General features: G+C 68.0%; 15 protein-coding genes. 10 read left to right on the top strand and 5 right to left on the bottom strand.

What is annotated here, in order from left to right; genetic code table 11:
• Positions 1–76 precede the first annotated feature (76 nt).
• Both D7Y04_RS28000 and D7Y04_RS28005 read left to right on the top strand, forming a co-directional pair.
• Positions 77–2,344 (top strand): zinc-dependent metalloprotease, encoded by a 2,268-nt coding sequence (locus D7Y04_RS28000; protein ID WP_121761249.1) that lies wholly within the window; start codon positions 77–79, stop codon positions 2,342–2,344.
• Between the two features lie 217 nt (positions 2,345–2,561).
• Complete coding sequence (locus D7Y04_RS28005) at positions 2,562–3,491, top strand: methyltransferase domain-containing protein (protein ID WP_158627595.1); 930 nt, start codon at positions 2,562–2,564, stop codon at positions 3,489–3,491.
• A gap of 33 nt (positions 3,492–3,524) precedes the next feature.
• Here D7Y04_RS28005 and D7Y04_RS28010 read toward each other — a convergent pair whose 3' ends face one another.
• Entirely contained in the window at positions 3,525–4,844 is a 1,320-nt protein-coding gene (locus tag D7Y04_RS28010) for a hypothetical protein (protein WP_121761250.1), read from the bottom strand.
• A 72-nt stretch (positions 4,845–4,916) separates the two neighbouring features.
• Between D7Y04_RS28010 and D7Y04_RS28015 the strand changes: the two genes are divergently transcribed.
• The 7 genes from D7Y04_RS28015 (at position 4,917) to D7Y04_RS28045 (ending at position 13,133) form a co-directional block, all read left to right on the top strand.
• Positions 4,917–6,236, top strand: a complete 1,320-nt coding sequence (locus D7Y04_RS28015; protein WP_120595583.1) for an amidohydrolase — start codon at positions 4,917–4,919, stop codon at positions 6,234–6,236.
• A gap of 195 nt (positions 6,237–6,431) precedes the next feature.
• A complete protein-coding gene (locus D7Y04_RS28020) occupies positions 6,432–8,453 on the top strand; it encodes a hypothetical protein (protein ID WP_233601609.1) in 2,022 nt (673 codons plus the stop codon).
• A 146-nt stretch (positions 8,454–8,599) separates the two neighbouring features.
• Positions 8,600–9,019 (top strand): tetratricopeptide repeat protein, encoded by a 420-nt coding sequence (locus tag D7Y04_RS28025; RefSeq protein ID WP_121761252.1) that lies wholly within the window; start codon positions 8,600–8,602, stop codon positions 9,017–9,019.
• 351 nt (positions 9,020–9,370) lie between these two features.
• Positions 9,371–10,375 carry an AraC family transcriptional regulator gene (locus tag D7Y04_RS28030; protein ID WP_158620638.1) on the top strand — a complete coding sequence of 335 codons (1,005 nt, stop codon included), beginning with the start codon at positions 9,371–9,373 and terminating at the stop codon, positions 10,373–10,375.
• Positions 10,376–10,549: 174 nt separating this feature from the next.
• Positions 10,550–10,948 carry a BlaI/MecI/CopY family transcriptional regulator gene (locus D7Y04_RS28035; protein WP_121761253.1) on the top strand — a complete coding sequence of 133 codons (399 nt, stop codon included), beginning with the start codon at positions 10,550–10,552 and terminating at the stop codon, positions 10,946–10,948.
• The gene (locus D7Y04_RS28040) at positions 10,945–12,516 is read left to right on the top strand and encodes a M56 family metallopeptidase (RefSeq protein WP_121761254.1); all 1,572 of its coding nucleotides are present in this window, start codon (positions 10,945–10,947) and stop codon (positions 12,514–12,516) included. Before D7Y04_RS28035 ends, D7Y04_RS28040 begins: the two co-directional genes overlap by 4 nt.
• A gap of 11 nt (positions 12,517–12,527) precedes the next feature.
• Positions 12,528–13,133 carry a Crp/Fnr family transcriptional regulator gene (locus tag D7Y04_RS28045; RefSeq protein ID WP_120595577.1) on the top strand — a complete coding sequence of 202 codons (606 nt, stop codon included), beginning with the start codon at positions 12,528–12,530 and terminating at the stop codon, positions 13,131–13,133.
• Here the strand turns inward: D7Y04_RS28045 and D7Y04_RS28050 are convergent.
• The 3 genes from D7Y04_RS28050 to D7Y04_RS28060 form a co-directional block, all read right to left on the bottom strand.
• Positions 13,111–13,752 (bottom strand): DUF4386 domain-containing protein, encoded by a 642-nt coding sequence (locus D7Y04_RS28050; protein WP_121761255.1) that lies wholly within the window; start codon positions 13,750–13,752, stop codon positions 13,111–13,113. The two genes, D7Y04_RS28045 and D7Y04_RS28050, sit on opposite strands and share 23 nt — an antisense overlap.
• A gap of 351 nt (positions 13,753–14,103) precedes the next feature.
• Complete coding sequence (locus tag D7Y04_RS28055) at positions 14,104–15,180, bottom strand: alpha/beta hydrolase (protein ID WP_233601610.1); 1,077 nt, start codon at positions 15,178–15,180, stop codon at positions 14,104–14,106.
• A complete protein-coding gene (locus tag D7Y04_RS28060) occupies positions 15,177–16,376 on the bottom strand; it encodes an MFS transporter (protein ID WP_121761257.1) in 1,200 nt (399 codons plus the stop codon). The genes D7Y04_RS28055 and D7Y04_RS28060 overlap by 4 nt, the downstream gene beginning before the upstream one ends.
• Before the next feature lie 203 nt (positions 16,377–16,579).
• Between D7Y04_RS28060 and D7Y04_RS28065 the strand changes: the two genes are divergently transcribed.
• Positions 16,580–17,485, top strand: coding sequence for a LysR family transcriptional regulator (locus tag D7Y04_RS28065; RefSeq protein ID WP_120595573.1), 906 nt, complete (start codon positions 16,580–16,582; stop codon positions 17,483–17,485).
• A gap of 137 nt (positions 17,486–17,622) precedes the next feature.
• On the opposite strand, the gene D7Y04_RS28070 is transcribed toward D7Y04_RS28065, so the two are convergent.
• A complete protein-coding gene (locus D7Y04_RS28070) occupies positions 17,623–21,714 on the bottom strand; it encodes an ELWxxDGT repeat protein (RefSeq protein ID WP_158627596.1) in 4,092 nt (1,363 codons plus the stop codon).
• Positions 21,715–21,784: the final 70 nt, after the last annotated feature.

Consider the following 21,784-nt stretch of genomic DNA (forward strand, 5'->3'; position numbering starts at 1 on the left):
TATGCCCCCCTCCGAAATGTCGTTCCTCCGGTGCAACGGGCGGCGCGATGCCGCCCCAACCCTCTGGAGTGATTCGATGCTTGGACGGGCGTGGTCTTCGCGGCGCCGCTGGCTCGGCGCCGCGTCGCTGGTGGTGATGTTGACGAGCGGCGGCTGTGACACCGGCGGGCCCGTGACTGAAACGGAAGCCCCCGAAGCCTCGCTGGCCGTCAGCCTGGAGGACGCCTTCGTGGCGGTGCCCCGGGCCACGAGCACGGAGCAGCGCCAACAGGTGGAACAGCGCCTGTCCGGAATCGTGGAGGACGCGGGCACCCACTTCTACCTGGCCATCAAGCGCAGCGAGCTGAAGCAGAAGTGGTTCCTGTCCGCGTTCCTCAAGCAGCTCCATCCGGGAGGGGTGCTCTTCGGCGCTGGCAGGTCCCTGGGCACGCGGGTGGTCTCCTTCCAGGAGCAGAACGGCCGGCTCTTCGTGGTGGATGTGGACGACCGCAAGAAGCTCAGCGACGTGTTCGACCCACAGGTGCTGGTGGAGGCCTACCCCGTCGTCACCGACTACGGCCCCTTCAACCGTCTGCGCAACGCCGACCAGTACGTGCTCATCGACCCGTCGGCGGGGCTCAACCGCTTCGGCGTGATGGGGGACTCGTTGTCCGTCTCCACCCGATTCCAGACGGAGCTGAGCTTCGCGCAGCGCTTCCACCCCATCACCGACGGCATCGCCTTCGAGCAGGTCTTCACGGGCTACTCGGAGGTGTCCGATCCGTTCGCCGCGGACTACCTGGAGCCCAATGGCTACCGCGCCTCCGGCACGCTCGGCCTCGCCCTGCGCCGCTACAAGGAGGGGCCCGGCTACACGCCCACGGCCATGCCCGAGCAGACGCTCTACTTCGCGGGAGCGCCGAGCTTCATCACCAACGCCGGTGGCTGGCAGGACATCCCGGCGATGAAGTGGAACATCCACCCCGGGATGAAGCCCATCTCCTGGTTCATTACCCCCTCCGTGCTCTCGATCCAGGCCGACCCGCGCTTCCAGGACTATGACCTGGTGGGCGCCATCAAGCGCGGCGTGGAGGGTTGGAACCAGGCGTTCGGCTTCAAGGTCCTGGAGGCCACGGTGGGCGGCGCGGGGCTCGACTTCGCGGATGACGACAAGAACGTCCTCATCTTCGACCCGGACGAGGGCGTGCCCTACGCCTTCGCGAACTTCCGCATCAACCCCAACACCAGCGAGCTGCGCGGCGCCAGCGTCTACCTGCCGGCCATGTGGCTGGTGCTCGGGGACGAGACCTTCGAGAGCGACCCCGGTGCGTTCGCCGCCGCACGGGCGCGGACGCTCTCGCCCGTGAGCATGTCCTGGTCCGGGATGAAGGCGGAGCAGCTGTGCGACCTGAACGTCCTCGAGCGCTTCGGCGACCCGGAGGCTGGCCTCGCGTCGTCGCTGACGGCGGTCACTCCGCGGACGAAGAAGCAGAAGGTGGAGGCCTACCTCACGCACGTGGTGTTGCATGAGATTGGCCACACGCTGGGCCTGCGCCACAACTTCGCCGGATCGCTCGCTTACGACGGCACGCCCACGGGCCTGCGCAGCAGCTCCGTGATGGACTACGTCGCGAACGAGGACTCCGTCCTGGACAGCGCGCCGGGCCCCTACGACGTGCAGGCGGTGCGCTACCTCTACGGGCTGGACACCCAGCTGCCCACCTGGGCGTTCTGCACGGATCAAGACCGGTTCACCGACCCGCGCTGTGCCATGTACGACCGCACGAGTGACACGTTCAGCTTCACGCTGGCGGACTTCAACGTCTACGCGCAGAGCTTCCTCACCACGGCCTCGGTCACCAACCGGCTCAACCTCACCCTCAGCACCCGCACCAACCAGGTCCTGGGCTTCGTGCGGGCCGGGACGGAGCAGGTGCGGGCGTACCAGGACATCCTGGCCCAGGTGCGGCCGCCGCTCGTCGTGCCTCCGGGCGCGCCCGCGGTCTACGCCTCCCGCGCGGATGAGCTCGCCCGCCGCGTCCTCACGCGCCTCTACCTGGACCCGGTGTCGTCGCGCGGCGGCATCTTCACCGCGAATGCGCCCACCACGCCGCAGTTCACGGCGCCGGTGATGGCGGACGTGCGCGGCATCCTGCTCAACGTGGACGGCGTGCGCGGCTACGCGGCCCGCCGCGCCATGGTGGACATCCTGAAGCAATTCCAGACACTGCCCGCGTACTCGGCGCTGCGCGAGGCCCGCGACACGCTCACCGCGCAGCTCCCGTCGCTCACGGGCGAGGAGCGGTTGCAGTCCGAGGATCTGCTGGCGCGCGTCTCCAGCGCGCTCTCGCCCTACTACCGCTGACGCGAAGCCTGGCTGCTGGAGCCCTCGGCGCGGGTGATGCCACACCTTCAGTGGACCCGGAACGTCGGCGCCGTCTATCAGCAACGGGCTGGTGAGCCGGGGCCCCAGGACTGGAATCAAGCGCGGTACCGAGCGGAGTGCCTTCACGACGTGGGTAGAGGGGCGGCCCTGGACCTGCCCCAACATGGGACCTGGCTGTTTGATAGCCTCCTGCCCCATGCCGCCCTCTACCCCCGTCCTACCTGCCCCTCCCTGGTGGGCCGAGCGCGCCGAGGCCCTCCTGGCCCCAAGGGATTCGCGGACGTTGGGCCTGGGCGCGCAGTGGGAGCTCCTTGAGCGGTTCGCCTTCGTGAAGGAGAACGTGGAACCGGAGTTGCTCCTTCTGGATGTGCGGGCCCGTCCGGAGCTCCAGGCGCTCTGGGACGCGCTGCAGGTGCGTGCACTCCTGGTGTCCGAGGCACTGGATGCGGCCGGAGATGACATCGCCCAGCTGCTTCGAACGGGGAACCTCTCACCGGCACGCTTCCGGGAGCAGTGGGAGGGGCTCGGCTTCACCGAGGCCACGGGACGCGCGAGCACTGCGGCGGATGACTGGCTCGAGGGCCTGCTGCGCATTTCACGCATCACCACCGGCCAGGACCGCCCCCCATTCGGTCAGGTGAACCTGGCCTCCCGGGCCCAGCGCATCTCCGACTTCCTCTCCATCGCGAAGCCAGGGCCGCGCGACACGGTCTACGATCTCGGCTGTGGCAACGGGAAGTTCGCCATCACAGTCGCCGCGAGCTCCTCCGCCCGGGTCAAGGGCGTGGAGTTCGCAAAGACATACGTCGAGTCCGCGCGCGGCAATAGCGCACGTTTCGCGCTGCCGAACCTGGAGTTCATCCACGCGGATGTCCGAGACGTGGACCTGTCGGACGGCACCGCGTTCTATCTGTACTTCCCCTTCTGGGGAGAGGTGGCGCACGCGGTGGCCCGGATGCTCGGAGACGTCGCGCGGGCCCGGGACATCACCGTGTACGCCTCGGGCCCCCGCCACGACTACGGCGAGCACTTCCTCGAGCAGGTGTCGCAGGGGGCGCTGTGTCTCGCGCCGCGGCGCCACGACTTCGCCGACGTGATGATCCTGCGCAGCGCCACCTTCGCGTGAGGGGCTTACGGCGCACGGCTCCGCGCAGGGGGTTCACGGCAGGTCTTTCGAATCGAAGCGCTCCCCTGCCTCTTCATCCGTGTCGCCCCAGGCCACCGGAACCGGAGGGGACACGGCCAGTGTCTCTCGCACCCACGCGAGCTGTGCGGACTTCTCCCTGGCCAGGAGCGGCCCGGGCGAGGCGGCGGTGAGCGCCGGCTGCTGGCTGAGCGGCTGCAGCTCACGCTCGTAGTCACACGGACCAATCCGCATCAGGGTGCAGAGGACGCAGGCGCCCCTGGGGCGCCGCAGGTGCCCGGTCTGTGGATTCATGGCGAGCCGTCCCGCCCTGGCCTCCTCCAGGAGCTGCTCGATGACCCGCGCTCGGGACTTCTCGAAGTCGGCGGAGTCCCCGGTGATGTGAGGCGCGAAGATGACTCGCGCACCCAGCTCGCTGCCATCCGGCGCGGCGCCGAACCGCAGGCGGATCTCCCGGGACATCAGCGACTCCAGCGGCTCCCCCGGCTGGGGATTTCCCTTCACGAAGAGAGACTTCAACTCGGAGATGAGCGCGTTCGCGGTGCTCTGGCTGAAGCACAGCAGCACGGAGGGAAGGCTCTGGAAGAGCTGTCGGAGGAAGTACCTCCGCTCGCGGAAGCACTCGCTGACAATGCCATCCCGCTGGGCGACAGTCATCGGGGGCAGCTTCGGATCCTCCGGGGAGGCTCTCGTGGTCCACTTCGCCGAGGGACACGCCACCATGTTCCCGTAGGAGAGGTCCTCCCCTACGCGGAGCTTGTGATTGCTCCAGCCCATCTCCTCCGCCACGGCGTCCAGCAGCCCCTGATACGTCTCATACATCTTCTGGGGCTGGAGCTTGAGCGGTACGCGGCGAGCACCGCTCTCATCTTCGGGCACTTGAAGCTCGAAGTCGGAGTACGGCGTGTCCTGCTCACCGCCGCCGAAGCGCTCGTAGTCGGCGCGCGGCACCTCCAGCTTGTCCACCGCGCGGTACCGGAAGTAGTGCGCGTATTGCTGGTAGTCGTCGAATAGCGGGTAGAGCGACTGGCGCTTCGCGCTCCACCACGCCGGGAGGTTGGGGTTGATCCCCACCGCCATGATGGGGGCCTTACGGCAGCCACTCAGCGCCTCGGGGACCAGGGGGGCGCGCCCTACGTACTTCGCCGGGTGGACGATGCCTGGCTCGAGAGGCGGGCTGTCCTCCACGTAGTCGTAGCTGTGGTAGCTCCCCCACTGACGGAAATAGGCGCAGGGATGGGGCGGCCTGAGGGGTTCCTGCGCCGAGCGCATGGCGTTGCAGGGCATGAGCTCGTAGATGAGCTCGACCTCGATCGGAAGATTGCTCGTGGACATATGTCCCCCCGCCTCGAATGTATGCCTCGCCCGAGTACAGTGAGGGCTCCCTGACGGTCAGGAGACCCCCTGGTGAAAACGCTCCCCCTGCTTCCCCTGCTCTTCGCCTGTGTCGCGGCGCCCGGCGGCCTCGCGCTCGCGGCGGCGCCCCCTCCCACGGTCCTCGCGGGCCTGGACGCGCTGTACCCCGAACTGGATGCGCTCTACCGCGACCTGCACCAGACGCCCGAGCTGTCACTCCAGGAGGAGAAGACGGCGGCGAAGCTGGCCGAGCGCCTGCGCAAGCTCGGCTTCGAGGTGACGCCCAAGGTGGGCGGGCACGGCGTGGTCGCCCTGTTGCGCAATGGCAAGGGCCCCACGGTGATGCTGCGCACGGACCTGGACGGGCTTCCGGTGGAGGAGAAGACGGGGCTTCCCTACGCCAGCAAGACGAAGGCGAAGGATGCAGGCGGGACGGAAGTCTCGGTGATGCACGCGTGCGGGCACGACGTGCACATGACGTCATGGATTGGCACGGCCACGCTGCTGGCGCGGACGAAGGACCGGTGGCGTGGCACGCTGATGCTGGTGGGGCAGCCGGCCGAGGAGATTGGAGCCGGGGCCCGGCAGATGCTGGCGGACGGCCTGTTCACGCGCTTCCCCAAGCCGGACGTCGCCGTGGCCATGCACACCGTGGCCAACGCCGCGGCGGGGATGGTGCAGTTCACCCCCGGCTATGCGCTGGCGAGCGTGGACTCGGTGGACGTCACCCTCTACGGCAAGGGCGGGCACGGTGCGTACCCGCACACCACCGTGGACCCGGTGGTGATGGCGGCACGCACCGTCCTCTCGCTGCAGACGCTCGTCAGCCGGGAGAAGAGCCCGCTGGAGCCGGCCGTGCTCACGGTGGGCTCCATCCACGGTGGCACCAAGAGCAACATCATCCCGGACGAGGTGCGCCTGCAGATCACTCTGCGCACGTACAAGCCGGAGGTGCGCAAGGCGCTGCTGGCTGGCATCGAGCGCATCGCCAAGGCGGAGGCGATGGCATCTGGAGCGCCCCGTCCCCCCACCGTCAACGTCACCGAAGGCACGCCCGCCACCTACAATGACCCGGAACTCACGAAGCGGCTGGTGGCCGCGGTGGGCAAGGTGCTGGGCGAGAAGAACCTCAGCGAGACGCCATCCGTCATGGGCGGAGAGGACTTCTCCGAGTACGGCCGCGCGGGCGTGCCCTCGGTGATGCTGTGGCTGGGCATCACCGAACCCAAACGCTTCACCGAGGCCAAGGGTACGGAGGAGGCGCTGCCCTCACCTCACTCGCCACTCTACGCGCCGGACCGAGAGCGCGCGCTGCGCACAGGCGTCACCCTGATGACCACCTCCGCGCTGGAGCTGCTGGGCAAACCCTGACGTCCCCACCCGGGCGCCTCGGGCCTTCCATCCGTTATTGACGGACTGCCAATAGAGACCTATCGTTTCGCTTAGCGAGGCGCCCGACCCTCATCCTCCGCGCGCTCCTCCGCCTCGCCGTCAGCAAAGTCCGCCGCGAAGCAGGAGGAGTTCATGCGCGTTGAGAGAAGGCCGTTCGTCGGAAGCGGCGCCGCCGTGCCATTCGTTCGCATGCTGTCTGTCTTGGCGACGTTGGCGGTGCCTGGCGTCAGCGCCGCGAGTGATTTGCTGGGGAGCAGTCGAGGCGGTTCGGCGCAGTGGGACTTCTGCTGTGGCAAGCCGGACAGTGCGCTCCTGCCGGTGGATCCCCGGACCCTGGTGCAGCCCGGCATCAGTGACGGGAGGGCGGTGCACTTCAATGCCTACTGGAAGAACTGTCATGTCGACCCGGTGGCAGTGAAGGAACAGGGAGCGGCGAAGACCTGTGGCGAGCTGCGTGCGCGCTTCGCTCATGGCGAGGGGCTGCTGACCAACGGCCATCCCGACGTGGGCGTGCTGTTCACCGGCAACGACTACACACGGCCCGAGGCTGCGTTCGGCATCGCGACCTTCTCCGCGGCCCAGTACAACGAACTGTGGCGCGTCTGGGGCTTTCTCTTCCGTCCCGACAACTTCGACACCCTGGTCGCCCAGCGCTACGGGTCGGGGCAGAGCACCGCGCGCAATCCCTATCCATTGCCCGGGCAGCTTCCGAATCTCTCCAACGGCGGGAGCGGACAACTGCCGCAGATGCTCACGCAGCTTCGCAACCCGGATGGGAGCTGGAGCGGCCGCATCGGCGTCACCTGTCATGCCTGTCACAGCGGCATGGTGGGCAAACCCGGGGATGGCCCGGGCCTTGGGGTGCAGGTGGGCGGCGGCAGCAGCCTGGCGGACCTGGACCTGTTCCTGAGCGACCTGTTGCCCCTGGGCTACCCCGCGTCGCTCGCCACGTTCCTGAACCTCAACCGGACCCGTGGCACCAACAACGCCAGCGACATCAACCTCGCCTTCCTGTTCCCGGACGAGAACCTGCTGACGCCTTCCGAGGTGATTGGGCTCATCAACTCCGGCTCGACCGCCGGAATGGATACGCCCGCCTGGTGGAACATGGGGCACCGGCCGGTGAAGTTCGTCGACGGCGTCTTCCCCATGGATGCGCCGCGCGTGGACATGGTGTTCTACACGCCGTTCATTGGCCTGTTCGGAAGCGCCGGCGGGCCGCTGAGTGAAGCGGGCCAGGACTGGATGCGGACCAACGGCCCGGCGCTCAACACCTGGGTGGATTCCCTCAAGTCACCGCCCTATCCACTGCCCATCAACCAGACGCTGGCCGAGCAGGGGGCGGTGCTGTTCCACACGCTCGACATGTGGGCACCGGCGCGCAACAACGCCGTGCCGCGGCCGCAGGGCAACGGCTCGTGCGCGAGCTGCCATGGGGCCTACTCGCCCCGCTACGTCAACAACCCGGCCTTCCTGGCGACACCAGCGCTGGAGGGCATGGCGAGCTACATCGCCCCGCTGAGAATCATTGGCACGGACCCGGTCCGGGTGAACACCAACAACGCGGCGGTTCAGTCCTCGGGCGCCAAGAACTTCTTCGGCTACCCCTCAACGGCTGGCACCGCCAACGACTGTGGTCCGCAGAACCAGCCGCACATCCGTGGCAATCGGGAGCTCGGCTACCTCGCGCCGCCGCTGTACGGGGTCTGGGCCACCTCGCCGTACTTGCACAACGGCTCGGTTCCCAATGTCTGGGAGGTGCTCAAGCCCGCCGACCGCAAGCCCATCTGGCGCCGGGTCTCCGCGCCGCCGCGGTGGGATCAGCCGCTGAGCCTCATGGGCTTCGACACGGACCTGCAACGCGCCTACGACTCCTCCAAGCTCGGCTGGAAGTACGACACCATCCCCTGCAAGTGGCGCACGCCCCTGAATCCAGCGGTGTCGCCGTACATCAACTGCCAGCCGGGCGACGAGTTCACCACGCCCCTGGCGCAGGAGATGATGAACGTGCTCTTCAGCAACCTGGCTCTTTCCTGGAACATCCTCTTCCCGCCCACCCGCACGCGGCAGCAGTTGGAGGACCGGAAGATCTACAACACCAACGCCTTCGGCCAGGACAACGGCGGCCACGAGTTCAACTCCGTGCTCACCGACCCGGAGCGTCTGGCCATCATCGAGTACCTCAAGACGCTCTGACGCTGGAGTTGGGGTCCTCGTGGAGTGATTTCGACCCCTTCCGCGCGCCGTGAAGAGGGGGACGGTGGGGGCCGGCACGAGCCCCTCCGGGGCCGCGGTCCGTCACGGCATCGCAAGGGCCGAGGGGCCGGTGCATCCTCCAGGGCATGGACCCGGAGAATCCCGTCGTGAAGCTGTGCAGCCAGGGCATGCAGGCGGAAGCCGCCCGCCGTCCGGAGGAGGCACAGGAGTGCTTCCAACGGGCGTGGGACGTTGCCACCGACGACTACGAGGCCTGCATCGCGGCCCACTACCTCGCGCGACATCAGCTCACGCCGGAGGGCGCCCGACACTGGAACCAGGTGTCGCTCGATCGGGCCCAGGCCGTGGATGATGACCGCGTGCGCCCCTTCTTCGCGTCGCTCCACCTCAACCTGGGCAGGTGCGCCGAGGACCGGGGCGATTTCGCCACGGCTCGCGCGCACTACCAACAGGCCGTCGACGCTCTGCCCCACGTTCCCGAGGGCCTCTACCGGAACGTCGTGGAGCAGGGCCTGGGCGCGGCAATCGCCCGCGTGGGCCGCTGAGCCCCAAAGGAGCTCCAACACTGGCCCGACCCCTGCGCGGCCATCGTCAGAAGCTTCAAGACGGCCCCAGGAGGCAATTGCATATCGAGACGGCGTGCAGCTGGATCCGTCCCGCGCGAGCGGGTTCCTGGTCCTCGCGAGCGCGCCGTTCAAACGCCTGGCACCGGAGCCGCTCATCGCGACAAGGAGGAATGGACATACATCATTCAGTTTGAGTTCCACACAAGACCACCAGTGTATGCCACGGTGGTCGCGGCAGCGCTGAGTGTGGACGCTCACCTCAAATAGTCGTGCTCTGAAGCCGGTTGAGCGGGTCTTGTGAATATGGCGCGATCACTTGCTTTGGGGTTCATGCGTACGACGGACGTGTGGCTGGTTCCACAGAGCCGCGTCCACCACATGGCGGATCTGGAGGAGGCGCGCGCCGTATTCAGTGGCATCTACTCGGAGTCGAGGCTGGAGCCTTCACTGGGACGTGCCTTCTCGTGCGAGCTGAGGGTCATTACCTGTGGGGCGGTTCGTATCGTCCACGAGACCTGGCCCACCGGCGGCCGGTGCACGATTCCTCGGGTCCTCGGGCGCTACCTCATCACGGGGGCGTTGCACGGCAAGGCCCGCGGGATCCACGCGAACGAGCCCTACGAGTTGGAGCCCGCGCGGCGCAGCGCGGTGCTCTCTCCGGAGCGCCCCGTCACGCTGGAGTGCCCGCCGGCCTACCAGGGGCGCTCCGTGGCAATCGAGCGCGCGACACTCGAGTCCCATTTCACGGCGCTCACGAGCCGGGAGCTCCCCGGGCCGCTCGTGTTCGACGTCGCGCTGGATCTCACATCTGCCGCCGGCGTCGGTCCCATCCTGAAGCTGTTCGTGGAGGTCCTGGAGCTGCCCACCATCTCGTCGTTCCTCGTGGCCTCGCTGCGGGACGCGCTCCTGACCGCGCTCCTCACGGGGACGCGCCACAGCGCCTCGAGCCTCCTCGAAGCGCCCCCGCGCCGCGCGGCGCCTGCGTCCGTGCGCCGCGCGGAGGAGTTCATCGAGGCGCACGCAGGCGAACCCATCTCCCTGGCCGATATCGTCGCGGCCACCGGGGTGCCGGAGCGCTCGCTTCGCGGTGCGTTCATGGCGGCGCGGGGAATGTCCCCGGGCGCGTTCCTCCGCCGCCGTCGCTTCGAGCTTGCGCGACAAACGCTGCTCGCAGGCGCGCCGGGGACGACCGTCGCTGGCGTCGTGGCCTCACTCGGCTTCGTGTCCGGCGGGCGATTCAGCGTCGAATACAAGAAGCTCTTTGAAGAGAGCCCGTCGGATACCCTCGCAGCCTCGCGCGGGCCGGCGACGAAGCGCCCTCCCGAACAGCGCTGAGTCCCTCCGACTCATTCATTCACAAACCACGTTGAGTACCTCAAGACGCTCTGACGCTGGAGCTGGGGTGCTCGTGGAGCCAAAGGCACGAACACCCCACCTGAAACCGAGCATGGGCCTCGAAGTACGACGCACGTCGTTGACAGCCTACGACTTGAGTCGTAGGTTGTCGCCATGACGACGGAAGCCATTCCCACGGAAGCGGAGCTGGCCATCCTGGCGGTGCTCTGGAAGCGCGGGCCCAGCACGGTGCGCGACGTGCACGAGGCGCTCGGGCGCGAGGACGGCAAGAGCGCGGGCTACACCACCACGCTCAAGCAGCTCCAGGTGATGACGGCCAAGGAGCTGGTGATCCGGGATGAAAGTTCGCGCAGCCACGTCTACGCCGCGAACGTCGCCGAGGCTCGCACCAAGCGCCAGCTGGTGAAGGACCTGCTGGACCGCGTGTTCGGAGGCTCGTCCGCGGCGCTCGCGCTGCAGGCGCTGTCACTCAAGCCCGCGTCCAAGGAGGAGCTCGAGGAGCTGCGCAAGCTGCTGGACGGAGACAAGCCTCACAGGGGGGACAAGCGATGAGCATCGATGCGCTGGTGGACGCAGTGGGGCGCGGCACGACTGCGTGGCTCATGCATGGGGTATGGCAGACCACCGCCGTGGCGCTCGCCGCTGCGGGTGTGCTGGCCTTGATGCGCCGCCACTCGGCCCGGAGCCGGTACGCCGTGGGATGTCTGGCATTGACCCTGCTCGTGGCCGGCCCATCGGCCAGCGTGTTGCTGGCATCGCGGACGGTCGCCGTGGCGGAGGCGGTGGACTCCCCTGCCATGGCGGCGGCCCCAGGCGGCCCCGTCCAGGCGGAGGCACTGGCGGGCACTGTCTTCGCGCCGCCCCTGGAGCCCTCCCCTTCCCCGTTCACGGCCTTCACGACGCGCTTGCCGTCCGCCCTGGTGATGCTCTGGCTCATGGGGGCCGTCGCCGCGCTGGCCTGGCGGATGGTGGCTTCCCGGCGCGCCGCGCGGCAGTGGCTGGGCGCCTCGACGCCCGCGCCCGTGGAGCTCCACCTGCTGGCGCGCCGGGTCGCGGAGCAGCTGGGCCTTCGCCGGCTGGTGGAGGTCCTGGAGTCCTCCCGCGCCCCCTCTCCGCTGGTGCTGGGCGCGGTGCGGCCGGTGCTCGTGCTGCCGCGTGGCGCGAGTGAGCGGCTCTCCCCGGCGCAACTGGAGGCGGTGCTGGCGCATGAGCTCTCCCACGTCCAGCGGCGCGACCCGGCCGCGAATCTGGCGCAGCACCTGGTGGAGGCGCTGTTCTTCTTCCACCCCGCCGCGCGTTGGCTGTCCCAGCGGGTCCGGCTGGAGCGCGAGCACTGCTGCGACGACGCGGCGGTCCACCTCTGCGGTGACGCGCGCATGTACTCCGGCGCGCTGCTGGGGCTGGAGGAGCTGCGGCAGCAGGGGTTCGCGCTGGGCGCGGGCACGCATCCACTCGCGGCCCGGGTGCGGCGGCTGTTGGGCCACGGCCCGGTGGGAGAGGCCGCGGGCGGGATGCGGCGGGCCGTGAGCGTGGGGGGCGCGCTCGCGGTGCTGGCCGTGTCAGGTGTGGCCTGGGCCTGGGAGGCCCCGGAGGACGCCGACCTGGGCACGGCCGCTTGCACCCAGGCGGTGTACCCGAAGGACTTCAGCGCCACCGCCACCTGGCGCAACGAGGGCCGCGTCATCCGCAGCCGCCTCTTCGTTTCGCGCTGCGGCCGCATCCTCCTGGAGTCGGCGGACGGCTCGAAGGCCCCGGCGATGCTCTACGACGCCACCACCCTGGAGCGTGTGACGTTGGACCCCACGGAGCGCACCCACGCCGCGCTGACCCGGATGGACGAGCTGGGGTTGCCGCTGCACCTGTCCGGAGGCTGCACGGAGAACAAGGCCCGCTGTGAGGGACAGGGCCAGGAGACCGTGGCGGGCCGGTCCACGCGGCGCTGGCTCCGGCGCCACACCCCGAACGACACGGTCACCCAGTGGTTCGACGACGAGCTGGGTTACCCTGTCCGCGAGGAGTCCGATCTCTTCGGCACGATCACACTGACGGACATCCAGATTGGGGAGCAGCGGGCGGAGCGCTTCTTCATCCCCAGCGGCTACCGGGCAGAACCTCTCTGAGCAGTGCCCTCATGAAAAACAGACTCGTCGACTACTTCCGCCGCATCGCGCCTCTGTCGGACGAGGAAGCCCAGGCCATCCTGGACAGCATGGTGGTGAAGAGCTGTCCGAAAGGCACGCACCTGCTCATGGCGGGACAGGTCTCCACCGAGGCCTACTTCGTCCTCCAGGGCTGCGTCCGCCAGTACTCCCTCGTCGACGGGGAGGAGCGGAGCAACGGGTTCTTCACCGAGGACGAATGGGTCCTCTCGATTCACAGCATGATGAACCGGACCCCGGCGGATCACTTCATGGTCTGCGCGGAAGACACCACGGTGGTGGTTGGCACCGAGCAACGCGAGGGGGACCTGTATCGGCGCTTCCCTCGCTTCGAGAGCATCTCCCGGATGGTGATGCAGAAGGTCCTGGCGGAACAGCAGGAGCGGTTCGCTTCCTATCTCACCGAGACCCCGGAGCAGCGCTACCTCAAGCTCTCGAAGACGCGGCCGGACATCCTCCAGCGGATTCCCCAGTACCAGCTGGCCAGCTACATCGGCGTGAAGCCCGAGTCGCTGAGCCGGATCCGGAAGCGCATCGCCACGCGCGGCAAGCCGGCTACGCCGCGACGGAGGGCGTGACCGTCCGGCCCCCCCTGGCGATGAGCCAGCCGCCCAGGACCAGCTCGAACAGGCCTCCGGGCCCGGAGAAGAGGATGCCCCACGGCAGCCCGAAGAGCTCCAGCACGGACCCCAGCGCCAGAAGCCCGTAGCCCGCCGCGCCCACCAGCGGGAGCCACGAGGGAAGAAGCCGGGAGCGGTACAGCGACAGGCAGAACGCCACGCTGCCGACCCCCAGGATGATCATCGCGAGCTGGTACGCCCAGAAGTTCCCTTTCGACAGCAGCTGGAACAGCGGCGCCTGCCCTTGCGCGGAATCTCCGAGCTCAAGAATGCACAGCAGGAACACCACTCCGACGATGAGGGTCAGCGCCTCCATCACCCGCGTGCAGACGTAGGCGACGGCGATGCCCGGGCTCCGCTCACGGAGGATGGGAAAGAACAGCACGCCAATTCCGACGACGAAGAGGGAGTTCAACAGGAGCAGCAGCGCGCCCCCGACGAACAGCGTCCTCTGTCCGGCCAGGTGCTCCGGCTCATTCAGGACGGAGGTGACGAGCGCGGTGCCGATGCCGTAGGCGAAGAACGGAAGAAGAAAGAGAGCTCCCAGGGAGCGGGAGTGAAGGCGGGAGATGTTCATCACGAGGGCACCAGAACGTTCAGCGACGTTGTGGCCTCCAGACTGGAGGGAGGAGCCCTCGCCCGCATTGACGAGGATCAAGAAGTGGGCACGGCCCGGTCCACCCTACCCGCCACGCGGGTCCATGCTCCGGGCGAACCCAGGCGTGCGGCGCGCGTGCGAAGCCTGCTCGTTGAGCTTGATGACCGAGCACAGCGGCAGGTCCCCGATGCGGCCGAGCGCACGGATGCGCCCGAGGTAGGCCTCAGTCAGCCCGCCCGCAGCTCCGCGACCGTCGCCTCTTCGAGCGCGAAGGCACCGGCCGTGGTGGCCCCGATGCCTCCTCCGGGAGGAAGGGACCGCGTGCCTCGGTCACTTCAGATTCGTCATGAAGAACGTGGTCAGCTTTTCAAAGGGAATCCGGCCGACGCGGTCGTAGAGGTCCACGTGACCCGCGCCGGGAACGAGGACCCGTTCCTTGGGTTCACCGGCGAGCCGGTAGGCCTCGTCGCTGAACTCCCGGGAATGGGCGTTCTCGCCCGCGATGAAGAGCATCGGCCGGGGAGAGATCGTCTCGATGTCCGTGAACGGGTAGAAGTTCATGAACCGGGTATTGCTGCTGAGCGTCGGGTGCGTCGTGGTGTTCGAGTGGTGCCCACGCGCGGTGCAATAGAAGTCGTAGAACTCGCGATCCGTCGCAGTGGATTGGTCATTCAGGGTCTCGGGCGTTCCGCTCGTATATTTCGTTTCACCGCCCGCGAACTCCACATCGCGCTGCAGGGCTGCCTCCTCGATGTACTTCTTCCTCTGCTCGAGACTCACCGAATGCCGGAGCCCGTTCCGGTTGGCGGCGCCCATGTCATACATGCTGACGGTCGCGATGGCCTTGATGCGAGGATCGATCTTGGCCGCGCTGATGACGAAGCTCCCGCTGCCGCAGATTCCGATGGCGCCCACCCGCTCCTTGTCGACAAACGGCTGGGAGCGCAGGAAGTCCACCGCGGCGCTGAAGTCCTCGGCATAGATGTCCGGCGCGACGACATTGCGGGGTTGGCCCGCACTCTCGCCCCAGAAGGACAGATCCAGGGACAGGGTGACGAATCCCTGCTCCGCCATCTTCGTGGCGTACAGGTTCGCGCTCTGCTCCTTGACCGCACCCATGGGATGTCCGACGACAATCGCCGGGGTCTTCGCGTCGCGGTTCAGGCCTTTGGGGACGAACAGGTTCCCAACGACATCCATCTTGTATTGGTTCTTGAAGACAACCTTCTCCACGATGACCTGGTCGCTCGTGTAGAAGTTGTCCGCACCGTTGGATGTGTCACCAGACGCGAGGCCCGGTGCTGGACGCGCCACTGCCGCCGACGGCGATGCGCAGGCCGCGAGCGCGGAGAGGGACGCCAGCAGGAGCCCGCCAGGCAAACATGATTTCATTGTCTTCATCCTCATGGGTTGATTGAGCCTTCAGGCTTCGACGCCCGGAGGGCCAGGAGGGCCGCGCCCCCGAGCAGCAAGGCGCTCACTCCGAACGAACTCCGGTAGCCGCTCCGGTCGAACAGCAGCCCTCCAAGCGAAGCGCCCACGGTGATGGCGAGCTGGATGGCCGCGACCATGAGGCCGCCGCCAGCCTCCGCGTCGCGCGGCAGCGTGCGGCTGAGCCACGTCCACCACGCGACCGGTGCCGCCGTGCCGATGAGCCCCCACCCCACCAGCAGGACGGCCGTTGCCGCGAGGGATGGGCCGAAGGCAATGAGCAGGACCGCGATGACGGCCATCGCCACGGGGGCTGCGATGAGCACCGCGGACAACCGCCTGCTCACGAGGAAGCCGATGAGGTACGTGCCCAGAAGCCCCGCGATGCCCATTCCCAACAGGAGCAGCGAGTGGGTGGACACCCCGACCCGTGTGACGGTTTCCAGGAAGGGACGCAGGTACGTGAAGAGGGCGAACTGGCCCATGAAGAAGAGCGCGACCGCCAGGATGCCCCACCGCGCCTTCGGGCGCCGGAGGATGGCGAAGGTGCTCGGAGGCGGAGCGGCGCGCTCCGTGGGCATTGGGGGCAAGGTGGAGGCCTGCCACACGAGGGTGATGGCCGCGAGCGGAACGACCGCGAAGAACGCGCCCCGCCACCCGATGTACTGGCCCAGGAAGCTGCCGAGCGGCGCCGCGATGGTGGTGGCCAGCGCGTTGCCACCGTTCAGCAGGCCAAGCGCGCGCGGTACCTCGTCCTGGGGGACCAGTCGCATGACGGTGGCCGCGGACAACGACCAGAAGCCGCCAATGACGATGCCGATGAGCGCACGGCCCACCATGAGCACGGCGTAGCTGGGCGCGAAGGCGGTCACGAGCCCCGAAGCCAACATGACGCCGGTGAGACCGAGGAGCAGCCTCCGGCGGTCGACGAACCTGGCCAAGGACGCGATGAAGAGGCTCGTCAGCACGGCGAAGAGACCGGAGACGGCGATCGCCTGGCCCGCGCGGCCTTCGCTCAGGTGGAGGTCCGACGCGATGGGCGTCAGGAGGCTCACCGGCATGAACTCGGACGCGATGAGCGTGGAGACACACAGGGTGAGCGCGAACACGGCGCTCCATGACGCGGAGCGCGGGGCCGGCGCCACGGACGCGCCAGCGAGTGAGATGGACATGAGGCTCCCTCAGGTTGTCGGGTGCGCTGGAAGGCATCGACGTCCGCAAGGCCCTTGCCGTGCGCGTCGTGCCCCCGCAGCAGCAGGACCCGGTGAAAGAACTACGCGGCGCGCCCTCCGAGGACTAGATGTCGAGGAGCGAACGGGCCGTTAAGCAGGAGTTGATGGTGGCCCGGCGATTCGCGCCCCAGAGGAGTCCCGACATGAAGACGGTCCTCTTCCAGCAGCTGCACGTGTTCCTGGCCGTCGCGCGGCTGCAGAGCTTCCGCGGCGCGGCGCGCGAGCTCGGCGTCTCTACGGCCGCCGTGAGCCAGTCCGTCCGGCAGCTGGAGGAGCAGCTGAGCGTGGTCCTGCTCCACCGCACCACTCGTAGCGTGTCCCTGACGGACGCGGGACGGCGGCTCGTGGAGGAGGCCGGTCCGGGCCTTGCCCAGGCGGCCGCCGCGCTCCACGGGGCCTCGGCCGAGCCAGGGGAGGTCGTCGGACGGCTGAAGCTGTCCGTGCCACGAGCAGCGGTGTCCCTGCTCATCGCGCCCGTGCTGTCAGCCTTCCGCGCGCGATACCCCCGCGTGGAGGTGGACATCATCGTCGAACAGCGCCTCATCGATATCGTCGCGGAGGGCTACGACGCAGGCGTGCGTCTGAGCGAGACCATCGAGCGCGACATGGTGCAGGTGCGTCTGACGGATGCCTTCCGCTTCGTGGTGGTGGGTGCACCGGCCTACCTCGATAAGCGCGGGGCTCCTGAGCGCCCCGAGGACCTGCTCCAGCACGAATGCATCGTCCTGCGCTCACAGACGACCGGAACTCCCTATGCCTGGGAGCTGGAGCGCGAAAGCAGGACCTGGCGCATCCCGGTGCGCGGCAATGTCGCCACCAACGACGAGATGGCCAGCGTGACATTCGCCATCGAGGGGCTGGGGCTGGCGTACGTCCAAGAGCCAGCCATCCAGGAGCATCTGGATTCCGGACGCCTCGTTCGGGTACTGGAGGACTACGCGCCCTTCGTGCCGGGTTTCTTCCTCTACTCCCCCAGCCGCGCACAGCGCTCGGAGCCCCTGCGCCGCTTCATCGAGGCAGCGAAGGAGCTGGCTGGCAGGGCGGGCTGAATTGCTCGGGTGCCGCGCTTTCGCGGAGCAGTTCCAGGTGGCCCTTCGTGGCTGCGCGGAGTCGCCCCAGCCCACGCGATTGAGCACCAGCAGGTCCGGGACGCCCTGCACGAGGTAGTGGCCCCGGGCCCTTTGCCTCAACACTCCCGGCGGGAACGCCTCTGGAGCCAGAAGGCGCTCCCCAGGAGCGCGAACCACGCGGCGCCTCCACCACCGCCGGAAGCCTCCGCCGAGCACGCGCACCCCGTCGTCACCTCCCCGCCCGCCGGTGGGGGCACGAAGTACGCCACCGTCACCTGGAACGTGCACGAAGCGGAGAGGCCTGACGCATCCTGGGCCGTCGCTGTCACGACCGTCGCGCCGCGCGGAAACCCACTGCCAGACGCGTGGCTGTAGGTCACGGGAACCACCGGCGTCACCGCATCCCGGGCCACGGCCTCCGGGAAGGTCACGACCGTGCCCTCGTCGCTCCCGGTCTTGATCAACACATCCGAGGGGCAGCTGAGCTCGGGGGGCGTGGTGTCCCTCACGGTGATGGAGAAGGCACACGTGGCGGCATTGGACGCCGCATCCGTCGCCGTCACGGTGACCTCCGTGGTTCCCAGCGGGAAGCGGGCCCCCGCACTGGCGCTGGACGTCACCGAGGGGAAAGGCGTCACCGCGTCCTGGGGATTCACGAGAAGGAACGGAACGGACGCGCCGTCGGGGCCCTCTGCTTCGGCCACGAGGTCCCCCGGACAGCCCACTTGCGGCGGCGCGGTGTCGCGCACGGTGACGGTGAAGGCACAGCTCACCGTGCGCCCTCGTTCGTCACGTGCGGTCGCCGTCACCAACGTGTCCCCCAGCGGGAACACGCTGTCGCTCGCGGAGCTGTACGTCACCGACACCCCGCCGGTCCCCGTGGCGCTCGCTTCCGGGTAATGGACGGGCGCACCCGTGGCGGCAATGGCCTCGGCCTGGATGTCCACCGGACAGGTGATTGCCGGTGCTGGCGTCTCCGCCACCTGGACTTGGAAGGCGCACGAAGAGGAGTTCCCGGCGGCATCCGTCGCCACGACCGTGACCTTGGTGAGCCCCAGACCAAACCGTGTCCCGGTCGCATGGCTGTATTCGAGCGTCGCGGCGGAGACCGTATCCGTCGCGATGGCGTCCGGATACTCCACCGTGGCGCCGTCATTGGCCGTCGCCCAGGTGCTCACGTCCACCGGACAGGTGAGTTCCGGCGGCGTGGTGTCCCACACGTCGACCGTGAAGGAGCAGGTGGCGCTATTGCCCACGGCGTCGGCTGCGGTGACGACCACCGACGTGGTCCCCAGCGGAAACGGGGTCCCGCTCTCCTGGCTGTAGCGGAGCGTCGGAGTCTCCCCGCGCTCATCGGTTGCCGTCACGAGCGGGTAGTCCACCGTCGCACCCTGGGCGCTCGTCGCCTCGGCCACCAGGGACGCTGGGCACGTCAACCGGGGTGGCGTCTGATCAATGACACGAGGGAGGCGCCACACTTCACGTCCGTGCAACGCGTCGCTGGCGACGAAGATCAGATCGTCGCCCAGCTGCGCCAGCTGCCCCGGATTGGACCACTCCCCGCCTCCCGCGAAGGGCTGCGTCCCCGTCGACGTTCCATCGCTCTGCCAGATCGTCGTTCGGCCCTGGCCAGACAAGGTTGTGAACAAGAGCGTTCCCCCGACGACCACGAAGTTGCTGGGATAGGAACCCCCGACGCCGGGGACGAGGTCCTTGACACAGACCGTGCCCGCCTCGGAGCCATCCGTGCGCCACAGCTCGTTGCCCTGCTGGCCGTCGAAGAATCCGAAGAAGAGCTGCCCCTGGTAGACCTTGAGATTGGATGCGGAGATGGTGGAACTGGCGCTCCCAGGAGAGAGGTCCTTGACGCGCACGGTGCCTTCTTCCGTGCCGTCACTCCTCCAAAGCTCCGTGCCACTCGAGCCATCATTGGCCATGAAAAAGGCCACTCCGTCCACATCGACGAATTGGCCCCAGTCGGGCGTCCTGCTGCTGGCGGTCCCGGGCCAGATGTCCTTCACCCGCATGGTGCCGGCCTCGGTGCCGTCGCTCTTCCACAACTCGGAGCCCGTGACGCCATCATTGGCGAAGAAGAAGAGCTGCTCGCCCACCGTGGAGATGTCGATGGGGGTACTGCTCCCGCTGCCCACGGCGATGTCCTTCACCCGCACGGTGCCCGCCTCGGTCCCGTCGCTCTTCCACAGCTCGTAGCCCGAGGTGCCTTCGGAGGCCGTGAAGTAGACGTGGTCCTTGAGGATCGCGAGCCCGGGCAGGGGCGGAATGCTTTGCGCCACGGGATCGATGTCCTTCACCCGCACGGTGCCTGCCTCGGTCCCGTCGCTCCTCCACAGCTCTCGCCCCCCGATTCGCTCCGAGGCCGTGAACAGCAGCAGGTTCCCCAGTCGCCGCAGGTTCGCGACATCCCTCCCTCCTTCGGGAAAGCTGTTCAGCACCTGCATGGTGCCTGACTCGGTGCCGTCGCTCTTCCACAACAGGGAGGACCCCGTGGCGTCCAAAGCCGTGAAGTAGAGCGTGCCCCCCATCGGCGTCAGTTGCGTGGGCATGCCCCGCTTCTGCCCTGGCAAGAGGTCCTTCACCAACGCGGTTCCCGCCGGAGTGCCATCCGTCCGCCAGAGTTCCCGCCCATGCGGCCCATCCTCAGCGTCGAAGTACAGCACGCCATTCAAGGCCACGCCGAAAGAGGGAGCGGAGCTCTTCTTGAAGGTGGAGATGTTCCGCATCTGCACGGTGCCAGCCAAGGTGCCATCGCTCTTCCACAGCTCGCGGCCGCTCACCCCGTCATTGGCCGCGAAGTAGAGCGCATCCCGGACGACCCGCAGGGAGGAAGGCGCCGAGCTGGCGGCACCAGGCCACAGGTCGACCGCCCGGACCGTCCCGGCTTCCGTGCCGTCGGTGCGCCACAACTCGGCTCCGCTCGTCTCATCTTCGGCGGTGAAGTACAGCAGGCCCTGGAAGGCGGCGAGCGAAGCGGGCTCTTGCGCCGAGCTCCCGCGACGGATCTCCATGACGCGCTGGGTCCCCGACTCCGAGCCATCGCTCTTCCACAACTCGCGGACGCCCGCCCCGGTGCGACGGGTGAAGAAGAGGAGGTTGCCCACCACGGTCAGAGACTGCGGCCTGTCTTCTTCCCGGGAGGCGGGAAACAGCGAGACCTCGACCGTCCCCTCCGCGGTGCCATCGCTCTTCCACAACGCGACAAGGCTTCGGTCCTGAGCGGTGAAGAAGAGCGTGCCATGGACGTTCGTGAAAACACCAAGCCGGTTGTCCGCGCCACGGGAGGTGATGTCCTTGATGCGCACGGTGCCCGCAGCCGTCCCATCGCTCCGCCACAGCGCCCGTCCACCCGATGGCTTGGGCCCCTCGAAGTACAGCCGGTTCCCGATGACCGCGCAGGCCAGGTCCGGGGTCGGTTCGAAATCGCCCCAGTTTTCCTCATTGAGGGTCCTGACGACGACGGTGCCGTTCGCGGTGCCATTGCTCTTCCACAGCGCGAGGCCGTACGTCGAGCTGTCTGCGACGAAGAACAGCGTCCCGTTGAAGTTCGTCAGACAGCCGGGTTCCTGCATCGTGGGGGGCTTCTGGGGCTGCACCAGGACGGTGCCCGCGGTCGTTCCATCGCTCTTCCAAAGGCGTCTTCCGTACACGCCGTCGTCAGCAGTGAAGAACAGCGTGTTCCCCACCGCCGTGAGCTGTTCCGGATACGAGCTATCCGACGGGTGGAGGTTCCTCACGCGCGAGGTTCCCATGGCGGTGCCATCGGTCTTCCACAGCTCAACATCCTGATTGCTGGTGTCCGCATCTCCGGCGGTGAAGAAGACGGTGCCGTTCACCGCGGTGAAGGACGCCACCTCATGAAGGCTCAGCTCTGGGCGCGGGTAGGGAGGAAGAAGGCGGACGGTCCCGATGACGGTCCCATCGCTCCTCCAGGGAGCATGGAAGTCGGGAAAGAGTCCGGCCGAGAAATAGAGGAGTCCATTCGCCTCCGTCAGCGTCATGGGCGAGGAATCGGTGTCCCCCGGCCACAGGTCGCCCAGGAACTCAGCGGCGTACTGGGGCGGGTCCAGCAGTCGCGCCGACTGAGTGACGGGCGAGAAGGGCTTCTCCTTCGCCTCCTCGCAACCGCCCACGCCAATGAGCGCCCCCACCGCGGCCAGAACCGCGAACAGCCTCAACCCCAACGAACTCATGCCGGGAACCATCGCCGGGGGAGCCACTCCAGATCAAACCGGGTTCGGACACACTCACCCGCGAGCAGTG

Source organism: Corallococcus sp. AB038B (genome assembly GCF_003668955.1).
Classification (GTDB): domain Bacteria; phylum Myxococcota; class Myxococcia; order Myxococcales; family Myxococcaceae; genus Corallococcus; species Corallococcus exiguus.